General features: G+C 59.2%; 12 protein-coding genes. 6 read left to right on the top strand and 6 right to left on the bottom strand.

The window, feature by feature from the left end:
- Nucleotides 1-154: 154 nt before the first annotated feature.
- The 5 genes from trpD to ACYVGC_RS16790 form a co-directional block, all read right to left on the bottom strand.
- Complete coding sequence (gene trpD / locus ACYVGC_RS16810; RefSeq protein WP_460585008.1) at nucleotides 155-1,150, bottom strand: anthranilate phosphoribosyltransferase; 996 nt, start codon at nucleotides 1,148-1,150, stop codon at nucleotides 155-157.
- Between the two features lie 131 nt (nucleotides 1,151-1,281).
- Complete coding sequence (locus ACYVGC_RS16805) at nucleotides 1,282-1,854, bottom strand: anthranilate synthase component II (protein WP_460585007.1); 573 nt, start codon at nucleotides 1,852-1,854, stop codon at nucleotides 1,282-1,284.
- Between the two features lie 143 nt (nucleotides 1,855-1,997).
- Nucleotides 1,998-3,440, bottom strand: a complete 1,443-nt coding sequence (locus tag ACYVGC_RS16800; RefSeq protein ID WP_460585006.1) for an anthranilate synthase component I family protein — start codon at nucleotides 3,438-3,440, stop codon at nucleotides 1,998-2,000.
- Nucleotides 3,441-3,682: 242 nt separating this feature from the next.
- Complete coding sequence (locus ACYVGC_RS16795) at nucleotides 3,683-4,252, bottom strand: hypothetical protein (protein ID WP_460585005.1); 570 nt, start codon at nucleotides 4,250-4,252, stop codon at nucleotides 3,683-3,685.
- Nucleotides 4,253-4,332: 80 nt separating this feature from the next.
- On the bottom strand, nucleotides 4,333-5,172 hold the full coding sequence (locus ACYVGC_RS16790) for a CvfB family protein (RefSeq protein WP_460585004.1): 840 nt from the start codon (nucleotides 5,170-5,172) through the stop codon (nucleotides 4,333-4,335).
- A 95-nt stretch (nucleotides 5,173-5,267) separates the two neighbouring features.
- On the opposite strand from ACYVGC_RS16790, the gene ACYVGC_RS16785 reads away from it, so the two are divergent.
- From ACYVGC_RS16785 to ACYVGC_RS16770, 4 genes are all read left to right on the top strand, one after another.
- Entirely contained in the window at nucleotides 5,268-8,231 is a 2,964-nt protein-coding gene (locus tag ACYVGC_RS16785; protein WP_460585003.1) for an HD domain-containing protein, read from the top strand.
- A gap of 350 nt (nucleotides 8,232-8,581) precedes the next feature.
- On the top strand, nucleotides 8,582-9,661 hold the full coding sequence (locus ACYVGC_RS16780; protein ID WP_460585048.1) for an SPFH domain-containing protein: 1,080 nt from the start codon (nucleotides 8,582-8,584) through the stop codon (nucleotides 9,659-9,661).
- Between the two features lie 9 nt (nucleotides 9,662-9,670).
- On the top strand, nucleotides 9,671-10,600 hold the full coding sequence (locus ACYVGC_RS16775) for a diacylglycerol kinase catalytic domain-containing protein (protein ID WP_460585002.1): 930 nt from the start codon (nucleotides 9,671-9,673) through the stop codon (nucleotides 10,598-10,600).
- 600 nt (nucleotides 10,601-11,200) lie between these two features.
- Nucleotides 11,201-11,614: an energy transducer TonB gene (locus tag ACYVGC_RS16770; protein ID WP_460585001.1), complete on the top strand. Its 414-nt coding sequence runs from the start codon at nucleotides 11,201-11,203 to the stop codon at nucleotides 11,612-11,614.
- Nucleotides 11,615-11,699: 85 nt separating this feature from the next.
- Here the strand turns inward: ACYVGC_RS16770 and ACYVGC_RS16765 are convergent, their stop codons facing one another.
- Nucleotides 11,700-13,700, bottom strand: coding sequence for a hypothetical protein (locus ACYVGC_RS16765; protein WP_460585000.1), 2,001 nt, complete (start codon nucleotides 13,698-13,700; stop codon nucleotides 11,700-11,702).
- A gap of 432 nt (nucleotides 13,701-14,132) precedes the next feature.
- Between ACYVGC_RS16765 and ACYVGC_RS16760 the strand changes: the two genes are divergently transcribed.
- Nucleotides 14,133-15,617, top strand: a complete 1,485-nt coding sequence (locus tag ACYVGC_RS16760) for an alpha-L-fucosidase (RefSeq protein WP_460584999.1) — start codon at nucleotides 14,133-14,135, stop codon at nucleotides 15,615-15,617.
- Nucleotides 15,618-15,771: 154 nt separating this feature from the next.
- The gene (locus tag ACYVGC_RS16755) at nucleotides 15,772-17,211 is read left to right on the top strand and encodes an alpha-L-fucosidase (RefSeq protein WP_460584998.1); all 1,440 of its coding nucleotides are present in this window, start codon (nucleotides 15,772-15,774) and stop codon (nucleotides 17,209-17,211) included.
- Nucleotides 17,212-17,218: the final 7 nt, after the last annotated feature.

Here is a 17,218-nt window from a genome sequence, read left to right as displayed (position 1 = left end):
CCCCTCTCCTTCAGAGAGGGGGAGCCGAGGCGGCGCAAGTGGTGTCAATAGCTTAAAAATGCAGCACACTTGAAATGGTTTCTCAAGCGAAGTGCTTATTCTCGTCTAGCTCCCCCTCTTTGAAGGAGAGGGAGCCGGGGGGGGGAGGCCCCCGCTAGCTCAGCGCCAACAGCTTCTCAAACGCTGCCCGCGCCCGGCCGCTGTCCAGCGACTCAGCGGCCTGGGCCAGGCCTTCGGCGGCATCAGCGGCGCGGCCGGCGGTGCGCAGGGCCAGCGCGGCATTGGCCAGCACGGCATTGCGGTGGGCGGCGGGCGCTTCGTTGCGTAGTACGCGCTGAAAAATCTGCGCCGCCTCGGCCACCGTGTCGCCACCAAATAGCGCCTTGGGCGTGGTCTGCGGCAGGCCCAAGTCGCTGGGGTTCAAAAGTTCTTCGCCTTGGCGGCTGATGAGCTTCACCGGCCCCGTGAGCGACACTTCGTCGTAGCCATCGAGGCTGTGCACGATGAGAAACTCGCGGCCCGCCTCCTGCTGGTGCAGGTAGGCGTAGAGGCGCGCCAGCTCCAGGCTGAACACCCCCACCAGCTGCAAGCGCGGCCGGGCCGGGTTCACGAGCGGCCCCAGCATGTTAAAGAACGTCTTCACGCCCAGCTCTTTGCGCAGCGGGGCCACGTTTTTGAGGGCCGGGTGAAACAGCGGCGCGTGCAAAAAGCAGATATTGGCCTCGTCCAACTGCCGCTTGAGCGCGTCGTTATCGGCCGTGAATTTTACGCCCATGTGCTCGAGTACCGTGCTGCTGCCGCTGATACTCGACACGCCGTGGTTGCCGTGCTTGGCCACCGGCTGCCCCGCGCCGGCCACCACAAAGGCTGATAACGTGGAGATATTGAACGTGTTACGGCCGTCGCCGCCGGTGCCGCACACGTCCATGGCGTCGACGCCGCCGAGGTCTACCGGGCGGCACAGCTCCAGCAGCGCGTTGCGGAAGCCAGCCAGCTCCTCCACCGTCACGCTGCGCATGAGGTACACGGTGAGGAAGGCGGCAATCTGGGCCGGGTTGTACTGGCCCTGGGCAATGCCCAGCACCACGCGGTGCGCCTCGTCCTGGGGCAGCGTGCGGTAGGCAAACAGGTGGTTGAGCGTGTCTTTCAAGGTACTACTGCTTGTATGTTAGATTTTATAGCTGTCATTGCGAGCCTGCGAAGCAATCGCACCAGAACGAGTCGTTTGGGTGTCGTGCGGGTGCGATTGCTTCGCAGGCTCGTAATGACAAACAACGCCGTTTACTCATTGACCCAATTGGCCAGCATGGTTTTGCCGTGCTCCGTGAGCACCGACTCGGGGTGAAACTGGACGCCCAGCACGTCGTAATCGCGGTGGGCGAGGGCCAGCACCTGGCCGTTCTCATCCAGCGCCGTGATGCGCAGCTCGGCCGGCACGCCCTCGGGCGCGATGGTCCAGGAGTGGTAGCGGCCCACGCGCACGTTGTCGGGCACATCGTTAAAGAGCCGGTTATCAGCGGCTTCTGGCGTCTGGTGTAGCGTGTGGGCCACGCCGTGGTGCACCTCGCCGAGGTTGGCGAGCTGGCCGCCAAAGGCTTCGCCGATGGCCTGGTGACCCAGGCACACGCCCAAAATATGCTTGGTCGGCGCGTAGCGCTTGATAAGCTCGGGCATAATGCCGGCCTCGCTCGGAATGCCGGGGCCGGGCGACAGCAGGATATGCGAGTAGTTATCGACCTCATCGAGGCTTATTTTATCGTTGCGAAATACGTCCACTTCCTGCCCTAGCTCGCGCAGCATGTACACGAGGTTGTAGGTGAAGGAGTCGTAGTTGTCGAGAACCAGAATGGCCATTTTAGTAAGCTGTTATTTTTTTAGAACGTCATGCTGAACGCAGTGAAGCATCTCTACTGCGTTAGTAATCTCAACAGTTGGAGTTAGTTGCGCGGTAGAGATGCTTCGACAAGCTCAGCATGACCGCCTTTTTCCTTAAGCACTTACACCTGCTCGGCCTGCTGCATGGCCGCGCGCAGCGCGCCCAGCTTATTATGCACCTCCTGCAACTCATTGGCGGGCACCGACTTGGCCACCACGCCCGCGCCGGCCTGGAAATACAGCGTGTTGTCTTTGCTCAAAAACGTGCGAATCATGATGGCGTGGTTGAAGTCGCCGCCGAAGTCGAGCGCGCCGATGCAGCCGCCGTAGAAGCCGCGCTGCGTGCTCTCGTATTCGTCAATTAGTTGGATGGCGCGGTACTTGGGCGCGCCCGAGAGCGTGCCGGCCGGGAAGGTTTCGCCCACCACGTCGAGCGGCTCGGTGTCGGGGCCGAGCTGGCCCACTACCTTGGAAACCAGGTGAATAACGTGCGAGTAGTACTGGATTTCCTTGAAGCGCTCCACGGCCACCACGTCGCAGCGGCGGCTGAGGTCGTTGCGGGCCAGGTCCACGAGCATCACGTGCTCGGCGGTTTCTTTGGGGTCGTCGAGCAGCTGCTGGGCCAGGTGGGCGTCGGCCGCGTCGTCGCCGGTGCGCCGGAAGGTGCCCGCGATGGGGTAAAGCACCGCCTGCCCCTTGCTCACCACAATCTGCGACTCGGGCGACGACCCAAATAGCTTGTAGCTGCCGTAGTCGAAAAAGAACAGGTACGGCGACGGGTTGAGCGAGCGCAACGCCCGGTACACATTAAACTCATCGCCCTGAAACCCCTGCTGAAAGCGCCGCGAGAGCACCATCTGAAACACGTCGCCGCGCTGGCAGTGGTGCTGCCCCAGCCGAATCAGCTCCAGAAACTCGGCGTCGGTGGCGTTTGACGTTTCGGGGCCGGTGAGGTGGAAGCCGTGGGTGGCAAAGTTGCGGTTCTGGATAATCGACTCAATGGCGTCGAGCGTATCGGCCACTGGCTCTTCGTCCTCAGCAAGGTATTGGTGCTCAAATAAATACAGCTCCTCCTTAAAGTGGTTGATGGCGATAACGTAGCGAAACGCCTGGTACACAATGGCCGGCACCGTGCTCACGCCGGGCTTGTCGCGCAGCGTCACATCCTCAAAATACTGCACCGCCTCGTAAGCCATGTGCCCAAACAGCCCGTTGGTAATAAACGGCAACCCCGACGGCGCGGCCGGCCGAAAGCTGCTCCGAAACGCCCGCAAATGCGTGAGCGCCTGGCGCGGGTCGGCGAGCGTGCTGGTGGTAGCTGGCTGGCCGGGGTACTGGGTGGTTAGCTGGTTTTTATCCAGCTCAAAGCGCGCTACCGGACTAAAGCACAGGTACGAAAAGCTGTTGCTATTACCATGGTAATCAGAGCTTTCGAGCAGCAGCGTGCCCACAAACTGGTCGCGCAGCCGCAGGTATAGGCTTACTGGCGTGAGGGTATCGGCCAGCAGGCGGCGGTGGCGGCTATGAACGAGGATGGCGGGAGTAGTGGCAGTAGCGGCCGACATGGCGAAGGAAAATCGAAAGGACAGGACAATAAAAAAGCCCGCTGCGGTGAGCAGCGGGCTTGGAGAATCTCTAGGGGTTCAACCAACTATATATGCCTAATGCTCAGCCTTTTGGGAAGGTTGAGTGCCACCAGCTTTGCGAAACGGTTGCGAAAAAGGACATGGGTTGTGGTCGGTTTTCGGGGGCAAAGGAACGACGTTTTTTGGGAAAAGCAAATTTGCTACCCAAAGAAATACGGCAATTAGTTAGTGTTAAACTGGTCAATGAGCCAGCTAAAGCAGCCCAGAACTTGTTCTAAATCCGTGTAAAATAGTAGGTTAGGGTCGGATATTGCTTGCTCGCCTACCAAGCGCACAAATTGCCATTCTATTCCCGTCGTTACGCAGCCGTAGCTAGCAGGGTAGTGCAGGCCAGCTTCCTCATTAAGCTGGCGGGCCGCAATCATTTCGGCCACACACTGCGGAATGCCACTGCTGATATCTTGCCTCTTGGCTTCTACCAGCACCATCAGCGGCGGTTCGGGCAGGTACGAGCGGGGGTTGGTGGTAATAATAAAGTCGCATACTCCGACTAGCCCGGCGGCGTTCAGCGGCTCGCCCGAAAACACACCTAACTGCCCGTTGTAGTGGGCTTTAACGGCAGAAAGTACGGGCGCAATGATGAGCTCTGAAATGGCCTTTTCAGACTTGGTAACGGCGGGGGCCAGCGGATTGACACTGAAATACTGCCGCAGCCACTCGGGGAGTGGCAGGGGCGCGATGGCCGGTAAAAAAGGCTTGCTCTCGATACTGACACCGAAATTATCTTTCAAATCCTTGAAAGTTACCTGGCTGTACGTAAGCATTTTAGTGGGGTGAATGGTGAAATAATCGGTAGGGTCTACTCGCTCCGCTACTCGGCAATGGCCAGCCGGGTTTCCTCCGGGCCCAGCACCACCACGCCTTGCTTGTAGAGCGAGCCTAACGCCTTCTTAAATACCTTTTTACTCATGCCGAGGCGGCGGTACACGTCGTCGGCCAGGCTTTTGTCGCCGAGGGGCAGGCGGCCGTCGGGGCGGGCGCGCAGGGCGGCCAGCACGAGGCGCGAGGCGGTTTCGACTTCGTCGTAGCCGGCCTGGCCGAGGCGCACGTCGAGTTTGCCATCGGGCCGAATCTGGCGCAGGTGGCCGGGCAGCACTTCGCCGGTGCGCAGTGGCCGAAACACCTCGTTGGCGTAGAGCAGGCCGGCGTGGGTGCCGTTCACGATAACGGAGTAGCCCAGCGGCGTTTCCTCGCCGATGAGCACCTGCACGGTTTCGCCCGGCGCCCCCACGAAGGGCTCGGGGCTGAGAAACTGCTGCCACTTGGCCGAGGCCACCAGCCGGTCGGTGGCTTCGTCAAGGTACACGTACACCAGCACCCGCTCGCCCACCTGCACGGCGTGGCGCTGGTTGGCGTGGGGCAGCAGCAGGTCTTTTTCGAGGCCCCAGTCGAGGAATGCGCCGGGCCCGCCCACGTCGCGCACGGTGAGCGCGGCAAAGCTGTTGACCACCGCCAGCGGCTCTAAGTTGGTGGCAATGAGGCGGTCCTCTGAGTCGCGGTACACAAACACGCGGATAACGTCGCCGACGTGCGCGCCCACCGGGCGGTACTTTTCGGGCAGCAGCAGGTCGCCGTCGTCGCTGGTGAGGTAGAGGCCAATGCTGACCTCGCGGGCTATTTCGAGGTCGTTAAAATCACCGAGCTGGAGCATGGGGGAGGGGCTGTGTTTGAGGCAAAGGTCGGGTAGAAAAGTGGCGCTGGTTTAGTGAGTATGTTTGAAGACTTAATCATACTATCTGTTTTTCGATGCCTGCCGAAATTACCTTGCCGCCTTTTCTTGCAGAAAAGCTAGCTCAAGCACCTCACCGCCATGTGGTACATAAAGCCCTGGAAAATTTCAGTGATTGGTTTCGGAATAGTCGGCTGCCATTCTTTCCCGATTACACCGACCACGGCATTCAGCATATCGAGCAGGTGCTGGCTACGACGGCCAACCTGATTCCCGACCACGCCCGGCCCCATTTCTCGGGAGCCGATGCGGCGGCGCTCATCTTGGCCGTGCTGCTGCACGACAGCGCCTTGCACCTCACCGATGCCGGTGTGTGGCAACTTATCAAAGACCCTGCTGCGCCTTACAGGCCGATAGCGTCTTTCGACCAAAAGGGCTGGGCGCAAACCTGGGACGACTTTATGTTCCTGGCGCGTCGCTGGGACGATACCAAGCTCGCCCAGGTGTTTGGCAGTACCGAACCGGGCGGCTTGCCCACGGCCTCCGTGCGCGACCCCTTTGCGCATTGGCAAAATCTGACGCGTACGGATAACCTGCTCATCGGCGAATTCATCCGGCAGCAGCACCCGCGGCTGGCGCACGAAATGGCTCTGCACGGCGTGCCCGGCCCTACCGGCGCGCTGCTGAAACTAGATGACAGCCTGCCCGCCGAGTGGCGCGACCTGGTGGGCCTCATTGCCCGCAGCCACGGCCTGCCCCTGCGCACCTGCCTCGACTACCTGAAAAACGCGCCCGACTTTGGCGAGTATGCCCGGCGCGAGTACCAAGGCGTGCACGCGGTATACCTGATGGCCTTGCTGCGGGTGGCCGACTACATCCAGATTCAGGGCGACCGCACCTCCGACCGGATTTTCAGCTACAAGAAAATCTACAGTTCCGTCTCGACCATCGAGCACAAGGTGCACCAGTCCGTGCGCAACATTACCAATACGGCCGACGACCCCGAAGCCCTTTCCATCCTGGCCCGGCCCGATGAGGTGAGCGTGTTTCTGCGCCTCAAGGAGTGGCTGGCGGGTATTCAGCAGGAACTAGACGGCTCCTGGGCGGTGCTGGGTGAGGTATATGGCCGGCACGAGCAGCTGCGCCACCTGGGGCTAACGTTTCGCCGGGTACTTTCTAATCTGGATGACGTGCCAAAGTTCGCGGCCACCGTGCCCTACGTGCCTGACCGCATCCGTTTCGATGTGGCGCGGGCTGAGTTGCTGAAGTTGCTTATTGGCCCACTCTATGGCGACGACCCTAGCTACGGCGTGCGCGAGTTGATGCAAAACTCGATTGACGCCGTGCGGGAATACGACCAGTTTGTGCTCGACAACCCGCAGTATAAAGACGTGCCCCGCCGCGAGCAGGAAGCCGATGTGGTAGTAGAACTAGGCCCGCTGGACGAGGCTACCGGTTACGCCTTGATGACGATTTCCGACCGGGGTATCGGCATGACGGAGGCAACTATTCGGGATTATTTTTTGAAAGCTGGGGCGTCTTATCGGCAAAGCGCAGAATGGAAAAATATTTTTGAATTGGATGGCATGGAAATGAAGTCTAAGGTACTTCGTTCTGGTAGATTCGGCGTAGGGGCTTTGGCTGCATTTCTAGTTGCAGAGGAAATAGAAGTGGAAACCTGTTATGTAAGTGCGGTAGAAGGACATAAATTTACTACTACATTGGCTACAAACTCAATTACTATAAAGCGAGTAAATGATTTGCAAGTTGGTACAGTAGTTAGATTAATTATTAATATTGTTCAATATGAAAAATTATTAAAAAAAACGGCTTCAACCAAAAAACCTGCTTCCTGGGATTGGTACTGTTCTAAATATCCTTCTGTAAAACGTACTTACACTGGTGCGAATGGTAAAGTAGTTGTTTTAGAAAACAGGTTTAGTTTTGATATTCTATTAGATAATAATTGGCATAAGCTGCCAGTAGAGCTACCATACGACATTTACTGGTCTTTTAATTCTAGTCCTAATCTGGTGTGTAACGGTTTGTTCGTGAGCGATGCCAAAAAAGCGGTTCAAATTCCCTCAACTCATTTGATTTATGACAAGGAGTTAAGTTTTGCTGCAGATGCTATTATCTATCCAAAAATATTTGTAATAGACCCTGATGGACAATTCTCTCTAAATTTAACACGCAGTGATATTCAAGATGCAGATTATGTTTTTGGAAAAGCATTAGTACGAGACTTTTTATCAGAGATGTTGGCATGGGTATTTTTTCATGGACCAAAATCAATCGACTCCCCACGACTTTTAAATATCAGTCTTGAGAAGTGGCTGGGAGGAACAAAGAATTTCATGTTAATCAGTAAAGTTGACAGCTATTCTATTCGGTTAGCATGTATTCTAGATAAATTTCCACTCGAGCACGCATTATTTCAGTTGCCTGGATTAAAAGTTAAACTCTTAAGCGAGATAGGATTGCTTCTTAGAGCTAATAATCGTTTATACAGTGGACCGGGATTTGATACAAAATTCTTAGATTTTGATGTTCAACGTGCTGTGAAAACTAAAATAAGAAATAATTATCATTTTAGACAAGTTATTTACAAAGATGAGTTTGCTCAAAAAAAGGCACCTGCTCAATTTGAGATTCATAATCGCGGCAGGGATAAATTTATTCTTCTTTTAGAAGAACAAGAGGAGGGATGGTTAACAATTGCAACACAAGGCTGCCCACCCAAGCAATTCACGGTTTTTGATAAGGTGCGTGGAGTGGATGAGAATGGCGCACGCAGAGTTAGGGACGAAATATACTTAGAGGAACACTTTTATTCTGAAGGGACTTATATAAAAGCAATGGGAACTCAATGGCTCCTCGACGAACTCTGGCTAGAATACTTCGGCCGTGAGTGGATACCGTTCGACCTGAAAGAGCGCCTAGCCAAATTCCCCAAAGCGGCGCAGTTCTTTAAAGAGCGCTACCCGCAGGTGGTGCCCGATGAAGCTTGGGCGCTGCTGGGTGGCAAGCCAGCAAACTGATAGACGAAGCCGGGAAAACAGAAAAAGAACCAATACACACAACGGGTACTGGTTCTTTTTTATGGGCAAATTAGTCGCCTAGATGTGAGGCAGTAGGTCTCTTTAAGTCCCCAGTCGAGGAATGCACTAGTGGCATCTATGTCGCATATATTGAATACGGCAATGCTATCGAATACTGGCAGTTGCTCTAAGCTCACGGGCTATTTCGAGGTTACTAAAATTGCCAAAACGCATTAGGAGAACCACTGGGTTAGGGAATACACAGTTGCGCTTAGAAACCAGGTACGCCCGTACATTCGGGCCGCGCTGGCCACCGGGGCCAGGGCCAACGCGTCATTTTTTTGCTGCCTATGTTCGGCCTCAGCTACGCCAAGTTCGATTCGGTCACCTACGTCATTCAGTATAAAAACGGGCAGGTGGTGCGCGAGGGGCGCGGGCTGGCCTTTTTCTACGGCACGCTGGGCAGCTCCATTGCGGCGGTGCCACTGGCTTCCAACGACTTACCGTTCATCTTCAACGAAACCACGGCCGACTACCAAAGCATCACCATTCAGGGCCAGCTCAGCTACCGGGTGCGCGAGCCGCGCCAGCTGGCCGAGCTGCTTGATTTTACGGTAAATAGCTTCGGGATTTATAAGAAGAATGACCTCGAAAAGCTTAACCAGCGGCTTGTGAATGAGGCGCAGGCTGCCACCTCGGCCTACGTGCACAGCCTGAGCCTGAAGGATTCCATCCGCTCGAACAAGCAGATTGAGGCGCAGATTAAGGAGGGCCTGCAAAACTCGCCGGCCGTGACGCAGCTCGGTATTGAGGTGCTGGGCGTCAATATCTTAGCCGTGAAGGCCACGCCCGAGATGGAGCGCGCCCTGGAGGCCGAAACCCGCGAGCGCTTGCAGCAGGAAGCCGACCAGGCCGTGTACGAGCGCCGCAACTTTGCCGTGGAGCAGGAGCGTCGCATCAAGGAAAGCGAGCTGAATACCGACATTGCGGTGGAAGAAAAGCGCAAGCAGATTGATGAAAAGCGCTCGGAAGCCCAGCTGCAACGCGCTGCCAATGAGCGCAAACTGCGCGAGCTGCAAGTGCAGGCCGACATTGCCGTGGAAGCCAGCCGCGCCGACTTGCTCACCCAGCAAACTGCCAACCAGCGCCTCGCCGCCGATACCCAGGGCTACGTAACTGAGGCCACGCTGCGGCCCTTCCGCGACCTCGACTGGCGCACGCTCACGGCGCTGCAAAACAACCCCGACCCGCGCCTCAATATCAGCCTGGCCTTCCGCGAAATGGCCGAGAACGCCGCCAAAATCGGCACACTTAACATCACGCCCGACCTGCTGGACAACGTGCTGGGCGGCGCGGGCCACGACGCCCCGCGCCATCCCACGCCGCCCGCGCCGGAGACGCCTACCAACCCCAACAAGGGCCGCCGCTAGCCCCGCGCCATGCCCAAAATCGAATACGCCATCATTGTGCGGGCCAAAACCCGGCTGGAACAACTCACCGCCCGCTACAACACCGCCGCCCAGGCCCGCTTCGTGCTGGAGCGCAGCGGCGGCAACTTCGACGACTACCAGGCTGAGCACGAACGCTTTGAGCAGGCCCTGAGTCGGGTGCAGCGCGAGTTGAGCCAAGTGGTAAAGAGCAAAGTAGTAGACCGCGAGTTTCTGCCCTCGTTCATCTTTGCCGACGACCAGGTGGTAGTGGTAGTGGGGCAGGATGGGCTGGTGGCCAACGCCGCCAAATACGTGCGCGGCCGCCCGCTGGTGGCCGTCAACCCCGACCCCGACCGCTACGATGGCGTACTGCTGCCCTTCCGGCCCGATACCTGCCGCGCCGCCGTGCAGGCCGTGGCCAAGGGCCCCGACTACCCGGTGCGCACCCAGTACCTGGCCCAGGCTACCCTGCAGGACGGCCAAAGGCTACTGGCGTTCAACGACTTATTCATCGGGGCGGCTTCGCACGTGTCGGCCCGCTACCGGCTCACCTTCACCGACCGCACCGAGGAACACTCCTCGTCGGGCATTATTGTGGCCACGCCGGCGGGTAGTACAGGCTGGCTGTCGTCCATCTTCAACATGACGCAGGGCGTGGAGGCCTTTGCGCAGGTGCGCCCGCTGCCGCCGCCCGCCGCGCCCGTTGCCGGCGAGCTGCTATTCGTAGTGCGTGAGCCCTTCCGTAGCCAGCGCACCCAGGCTGACCTGGTGGCCGGCCGCCTCGCCACCGGCCGGCCACTACGGGTCGAGTCGCTCATGCCCGGCGGCGGCGTCATCTTCTCCGATGGGGTAGAAACTGATTTTCTGCGCTTTAACGCGGGCAGCGTGGCCACCATCGGGCCCAGCGCCGAGGTGGCGCGGCTGGTGCAGCCCCGGTAGGCTAGGGCCTGGCCGGTGCTGCGGGTACCCTGCTTACACAGCAGCGGCCCCAAACTGTGAAACGGAGTGGTGCTCTGGTGCCGCGCCCGGCGGCTTTGCGGGCTGCGAAGCCAGTCTCTTACGTCAGTGGTTATGGGCGTAGGTTCTTACTGCGGGCAGGGTAGGGCGGGCTTCGGTCCGACGGCGGAACTGCCCGACTAGTTGGCGGATGCGCCGCTGGGCCAGTCGGGTAGTTCTCATTTTCCGCACCGGCTGGTTTGATGAGTGCGGCACTTGCCTGGCGACCTGGGCGGCAATCCACAAGCGCAATGCGCAACGTACTTGGCTTGCCGCCTCGTTTTTTGCTGTCAATTGGGGCTGTATTGTAGGTTTCGCGGCCGGGCGGCGGCCGCAGCTATTTCGGTAGTCATAGTCTTCATTCGACTGTGCCATGCGTAGTGGGTATTATAAATTAACAGATTGGTAATTTGCAATAATACAGGTTCAACCCTTATTTTTGTAGTGTTAATCAGCTTTATTTTTTGTACTATTTTAATTTTAATTAGTTTGAAAATAATCTACTTTTATTTGGCAGCTAGTCTGGGAGTGGCTAGTTCGGCAATGGCCCAAAAGAGCCCTGTGCTGGGGATAGTGGCCTCACCTGGCGCAGGCAGCGTAACCCCGCCTGCTGGCCCAAAACCGGTGGTATTTTATCCCGATTCCATCTTCGTGAATCCGCAGATTATTCCGCAGTTTAAAGGGGGTGAGGAGGCGCTGACCGGCTACATGACCAAAAACATGCGCTTTCCCGAAGCAGCCAAGTTTCAGCGTATTACGGGTAAAGTGTACGTGCGCTTCGTAGTGAGCGCGGAGGGCCGCATCACCGACGCTACCGTGGCGCGGGGCCGCGGCTACGGCCTCGACGAAGAGGCTCTGCGCCTGGTGTGGCTCATGCCGCCCTGGCAGCCCGGCCGGCAGCAAGGCCACCCCGTGCGGGTATCGTGCACCATCCCTATCGAGTTTCGTAACGATTAGTAAGTCAGATGGTTAAGTGGCCAGCATCGCCCATCGCCCTGCCTTGCGAAGATTAGCTATAAAAACTTGATAAACAGTAAGTTAACTACTGTAAGCCATACTGCACCACGCTGGGCTGGCCAAAGCTGAAATCACTGAAATTATACGAGTCGCGGTTGCTCTCGAACAGGCGCAGGCCGTTGGCGCTGAGCTGCCCGCGCGGGTAGTAGCCCAGTAGCAGCTGAAATGTGCGCAGTACCGTGAGCTCGTTGCGAAAGCGCAAACCCAGCCCAAAGCCCGAATACACGGGCGCGTTGTTGCCGAAGGGCGAGCCGCCGCCGATGCGCTCGTTTACCACGGCCAGGTCGGCGAAGGCCAGCACGGCCACCCGGAAGCCCAGCAGCGAGAGCGGCGTGTACACGGTGCCCTCGTAGTTGGCCAGCAGGCGGCTGGTGGCCAGTATCTGGCCGGTGGGCTGGAAGCCGCGCACCCCGTCGGGGTTGCTATTGACGCCGCTCAGCAGCACTTCGGCCGGGTAGCGGTTGAAGCCCGCCGTGACGCGGGTGCTCAGCAGGTGGCGGCTTTGGTAATTGCCCACCCGGTAGCGCCGCGTAAAATACAGGAACTGCCCGCTCAGCAGGCCCTGTTCCCAGCCGCCATCGTTCACGCGCTGAAACGTGCCAAAGTTCAGGCTGCCATAGAGATAGCCCTGGCGCTCGGAGTAGCCGGCCCCGGCAACGCGCACGTTGAAGTAGCGGCGGGGGCCCACGGGGTTCATTTCGACGCCCGTGGTGAGGCTGAGCAGGGTGCCGGCCGGCACGTCTTCGGTGCGTCCAAAACCGAAGAGGTACTTGTCTTTATAGTAGCGGCGCACCGAGTAGCCTACCGAGCCCAGCACCAGGGTGCGGGTGCGGTCGTCGGGGCTGCCGGCGGGGGTTTCGGGCGTAGCAGTGGGGTTGGTGGTGTGGTTTTCGTGGGCCACGCTGGCGGCAATGATGAGCCGGCCGGGGTTTTCGTAGCCCAGGTCGTAGGAGCGCAGGCGCAGGGCGCGGCCCACCCACAGGCTTTGGCTGGTGAAGGAGCGCACGCGGAAGTCGGGCGGCTGGTTGGGCAGCGGCACATCGCGGGGCAGCACCACGCGCAGGTTGAAAATGTCGGCCGTGATGGCGCCCGCCCAGCGGGCGCTGGGCGAGTAGAAGTCGCGCTGGGCCGATACGCCACCCGAGTGCGACTCAAACTCATTAAAATAATGCCCCTCGGCGTATACGAAGTTGCGAAACGGTACCCGGTAGGTAGCCTCGTAGCCCCAGGTCTGGGGCAGGTCGCGGCCGTACTGGTAGCGGTTGTCGAGCCGGTGGCCCAGACCCAGGAAATTCTGGTCGCCCAGCGTGGCAATGGCTGAGCCCGGCCCGCCGCGCAGCTCGTAGCCCGCCGTGATGCTGAATACATCAGTGGTATAAACCAGAATATCCACGCTGTCGCGGGTGGCGGTGCCTTCGTTTACCAGCACGCGGGCGTCCAGGATTTCGTCGGTTTGGCGCAGCAGGCGCTCGCTCTCGGCCAGGGCCTGGGGCAGCAGCGGCTGGCCCGGCCGAAACAGTAGCACCTGCCGAATGCGGGAGCGCGCCGTGCGAATGTGCAGCGCATTGCCCGAGCGCTCCAAAAACGTGCGCGGCTGGCGCAGCGAGTCGTTGAGGCTGTAGCCAAAGGCGTCGAAGGGCGTGATGGTGACGCGGCGCACCACTTTGAAATTGTGCTTGTCGAACTGCCGGTTGAGCAGCACTGCGTCGAGGCCGTGGTCTTCCTGCTGCGGGCGAGTGAAGCGGAAAAACGCCGCCAGCCCGCGCCCCACAATGGTGCCGCGCCGGGTGTAGCGCTCCAGGCTCAGGCGCACGCGCGCCTCGTCGAAGCGGCGGCCCAGCGAGTCGGCCGGTAGGGCATCGGCGAGCTTCACGGCGTGCAGCGAGTCGGGCGGCACGGCCAGGCGCGGGCTAAACTCGGTGGGCTGGTCCTGCGCCTGGGCACGCGCCCGCCCGCCGAGCAATAGCCCGGTAAGCAGCACAAAAAACAGGCGAAGCGAAAAGCAGGGCATGGGGCGCAGCAGCACTATGCGCAAGTTACGGAGGCGAGCCGGGCCGCCCCCGGTTATCTGCCAAGCCAGGGGCTTGGACCAAGGATTTTAGGTGAGAATTTCAAAAAGACCACCTTATTGTTCCATTACCTTCCTATCTTTGGCCAGCCTCCTTGCGGGGGCCACCGCGGGCGTTCGGGCCCGCCCAGCCTACCAACCGTCGGCTACCCAAGCCGACCCCATGAGCCCCGGCGGGGGTGGGCCATGCCAGTTCCTTTGGTTACTACCAGCCGCGCTACCCCGGTAGCGCGCCGCGCACAGCGGGCCCAGCGGGGCAGCCCAGCTACTACCACTCCATTTATCTTAGCGTTCTCAAGCTCAGTGGAAGACCATCCAGCGAACTGTTCACGCAGTGCGAAGCGCGCCGCCCTAGCCGGGCTGCCGCTGAGCGGGGCCCTGCTACTGCCAATGGCGGGTAGCGCGCAGCTCTATACTAAAGGAAGCTACGTGGCCATTGCGCCGGGCACTTCCCCAGCGGCCGTGGTGCAACATGCGGCCCGCGTAGTGCCCTCGCCGCGGCAGCTGCGCTGGCAGCAGCTGGAGCTGACGGGGTTTATCCACTTTGGCATGAACACCTTCACCAATAAGGAGTGGGGCGATGGCACCGAAAGCCCGGCGCTGTTCAACCCCACCGTGCTTGATGCCCGGCAGTGGGTGCGCAGCTGCCAGGAGGGCGGCATCAAGCAGGTAATTATCACGGCCAAGCACCACGACGGTTTTTGCCTGTGGCCCTCCAAATTCACGCAGTACTCGGTGCAAAGCAGCCCCTGGAAAGGCGGCAAGGGCGACGTGGTGAAAGAGGTGTCGGACGCCTGCCGCGAGCAGGGCGTGGGCTTTGGCGTGTACCTCTCGCCCTGGGACCGTAACTCAGCATATTTTGGTGATTCGGTGAAGTATAACAACTACTTTGTCAATCAGTTAACGGAATTACTCACCAACTATGGCCGGGTCGATGAAGTATGGTTTGACGGGGCCAATGGCGAGGGGCCTACGGGCAAGAAGCAGGTCTACGATTTCAACCGCTGGTACGCGCTCATTCGCCGGCTCCAGCCCACGGCCACCATCGCCGTGATGGGCCCTGATGTGCGCTGGGTGGGCACCGAATCGGGCTACGGCCGCCCCACCGAGTGGAGCGTGCTGCCCACCGAGGCGCAGCAGCAGGCCAACGTAGCGGCCAATTCGCAACAGGTGGCCACCTTCGCCCCCAAAAATCGCATGGAGGACGACCTGGGCAGCCGCGCCAAAATAAAGGATGCCGCCGCGCTAACCTGGTACCCGGCCGAAATCGACGTGTCCATCCGGCCGGGCTGGTTTCACCATCCTGCCGAAGATGCGCAGGTGAAAACCCCCGCGCAGCTGCTCGATATTTACAACAGCTCGGTGGGCCGCAACGGCGTGTTGCTGCTCAATATCCCGCCCAATAAACAGGGCCTGCTCGCGCCGCCTGATATTGCCAGCCTAAAAGCTTTTAGCAGGGCGCTAACTGATACATACGCTACTAACCTGCTCGTAAATGCCCGGGTAAGTAGCCTGAACGCCAGCCAGACCACGGCGCTGCTCGATAACAAATACAGTACGTACTGGACCACCACCGGCCGCGATACCACGGCTACGCTCAGCTTTGAGCTGCCCGCGCCGCAGGAGTTCGACGTGCTGCAATTGCAGGAGAATATTGCGGTGGGCCAGCGTATTGAAAGTTTCGTGCTGGAGTACAAAAGTGGGGTCGAGTGGAAACCGCTGGTGGCGGGCACTACGGTGGGCTACAAGCGCATTCTGCCGTTTGCGCCGGTGCGGGCGCAGTACGTGCGGGTGCGCATCACCTCGTCGCGGCTCAATCCGACGCTCTCGGCCATTGGACTGTATAAGCAGGCCCTAGCGCCCAGCGCTAATTAGTCGTTGATTATCAAGTAAATAAAAAAATATTTGTCATGCAGACCGCCGGGAAGTATCTCGCCCGCTTCGTTGCTGACGCCAGTAATTACTGCCCCACGCGAGATGCTTCCCGGCGGTCTGCATGACAGTTCTTATGCTTACGTATTGTATCCCCATGAAAAAAATAACCCTCGCGCTAGCCTTGCTCAGCGCGGCTGGCACCCTGCCGGCTTTGGCCCAAGAGCAGGGCATTCACCAGCAATCGACGGAGTACGAGGCACCCACCGACCCGCTGGTAATCAAGAAGCTGGATAAGTGGCGCGACCAGAAATTTGGCCTCATTCTGCATTGGGGCTTGTATGCCGTGCCGGGCATCATCGAGTCGTGGCAGATATGCTCGGAGCCCTGGATTGACCGCGACAGCACCAGCAACTACGAGGCCTACAAGCAGCGCTACTGGGACTATAGCAAGGAGCTTAACCCGGTGAATTTCAACCCCGAGCAGTGGGCCAGCGTGGCCAAAAAGGCGGGCATGCGTTACCTGGTGTTCACCACCAAGCACCACGACGGCTTCAACATGTTCGACACCAAGCAGTCGGATTTCAAGATTAGCAACGGCCCGTTTAAGGATAACCCGCGTGCCGACGTGGCCAAGTACGTGTTCAGTGCTTTCCGCAAGGAAGGCTTCATGATTGGGGCCTATTTCTCGAAGCCGGACTGGCACTCGCAGGACTTCTGGTGGCCGAAATACGCCACGCCCGACCGCAACGTGAACTACGACATCAAGAAGTATCCGTGGCGCTGGAAAAAGTACCAGGACTTCACCTACAACCAGATAAGTGAGCTGATGCACAACTACGGAGCCATGGATATCCTGTGGCTCGACGGCGGCTGGGTGCGCCCCAAGGAAACCGTGAATGCGGAAGTGCGCGCCTGGGGCGCGCCGATTCCGGACTTCAGCCAGGACGTGAACATGCCGCGCATTGCCACCATGGCCCGCCAGGCCCAGCCCGGCCTGCTGATGGTAGACCGCACCGTGCACGGCCCCTACGAAAACTACCAGACGCCCGAGCAAAAAGTGCCTGACCACCAGCTTGCTAACCCCTGGGAAAGCTGCCTGACCCTGGCCAACAACTGGGGCTACGTGCCGAACGACACGTACAAGTCGCCCACCAAAATCATTCACTCGTTGGTAGAAGTGGTGGCCAAGGGCGGCAGCCTGCTGCTGGGCGTGGGCCCCAAGCCCGACGGCACCCTCGACCAGGAGGCCGTGACGCGCCTCACCGCGATAGGTAAGTGGCTGGATGTGAACGGGGCGGCCATCTACAATACCCGCGCCACCCCGCGCTTCCAGGACGGCACCACCTACTTCACGCAGGGCAAAAAAGGCACTCGATACGCCATTGCCTGCCTGCCCGAAAACCAGGCCGCGCCCACCACGCTGGCCTGGACCGGCAACGTGCCCAAAAAAGGTAGCAAGCTGACCCTGCTGCAAACTGGCCAGGCAGTGAAATGGACCGCCACCGGCGACAAAGTGACCCTGACGCTACCCGCCGTCCTGGCCAAGCAGGCCGGCGCGTACCCGGCGCTGGCCTTCGCCTACGTGGCCGAATAACTATTTT

The organism is Hymenobacter arcticus, from assembly GCF_054779975.1.
Note: the sequence above shows the minus strand (reverse complement) of the source record. Positions and strands in the feature narration are given on the sequence as shown.

What these genes read in the sequence shown, in the direction of transcription:
- ACYVGC_RS16805 (WP_460585007.1), bottom strand. Translation starts at nt 1,854, where the DNA reads ATGGCCATTCTGGTTCTCGACAACTACGACTCCTTCACCTACAACCTC.
- ACYVGC_RS16800 (WP_460585006.1), bottom strand. Translation starts at nt 3,440, where the DNA reads ATGTCGGCCGCTACTGCCACTACTCCCGCCATCCTCGTTCATAGCCGC.
- ACYVGC_RS16790 (WP_460585004.1), bottom strand. Translation starts at nt 5,172, where the DNA reads ATGCTCCAGCTCGGTGATTTTAACGACCTCGAAATAGCCCGCGAGGTC.
- ACYVGC_RS16785 (WP_460585003.1), top strand. Translation starts at nt 5,268, where the DNA reads ATGCCTGCCGAAATTACCTTGCCGCCTTTTCTTGCAGAAAAGCTAGCT.
- ACYVGC_RS16780 (WP_460585048.1), top strand. Translation starts at nt 8,582, where the DNA reads ATGTTCGGCCTCAGCTACGCCAAGTTCGATTCGGTCACCTACGTCATT.
- ACYVGC_RS16775 (WP_460585002.1), top strand. Translation starts at nt 9,671, where the DNA reads ATGCCCAAAATCGAATACGCCATCATTGTGCGGGCCAAAACCCGGCTG.
- ACYVGC_RS16770 (WP_460585001.1), top strand. Translation starts at nt 11,201, where the DNA reads ATGGCCCAAAAGAGCCCTGTGCTGGGGATAGTGGCCTCACCTGGCGCA.
- ACYVGC_RS16760 (WP_460584999.1), top strand. Translation starts at nt 14,133, where the DNA reads ATGGCGGGTAGCGCGCAGCTCTATACTAAAGGAAGCTACGTGGCCATT.
- ACYVGC_RS16755 (WP_460584998.1), top strand. Translation starts at nt 15,772, where the DNA reads ATGAAAAAAATAACCCTCGCGCTAGCCTTGCTCAGCGCGGCTGGCACC.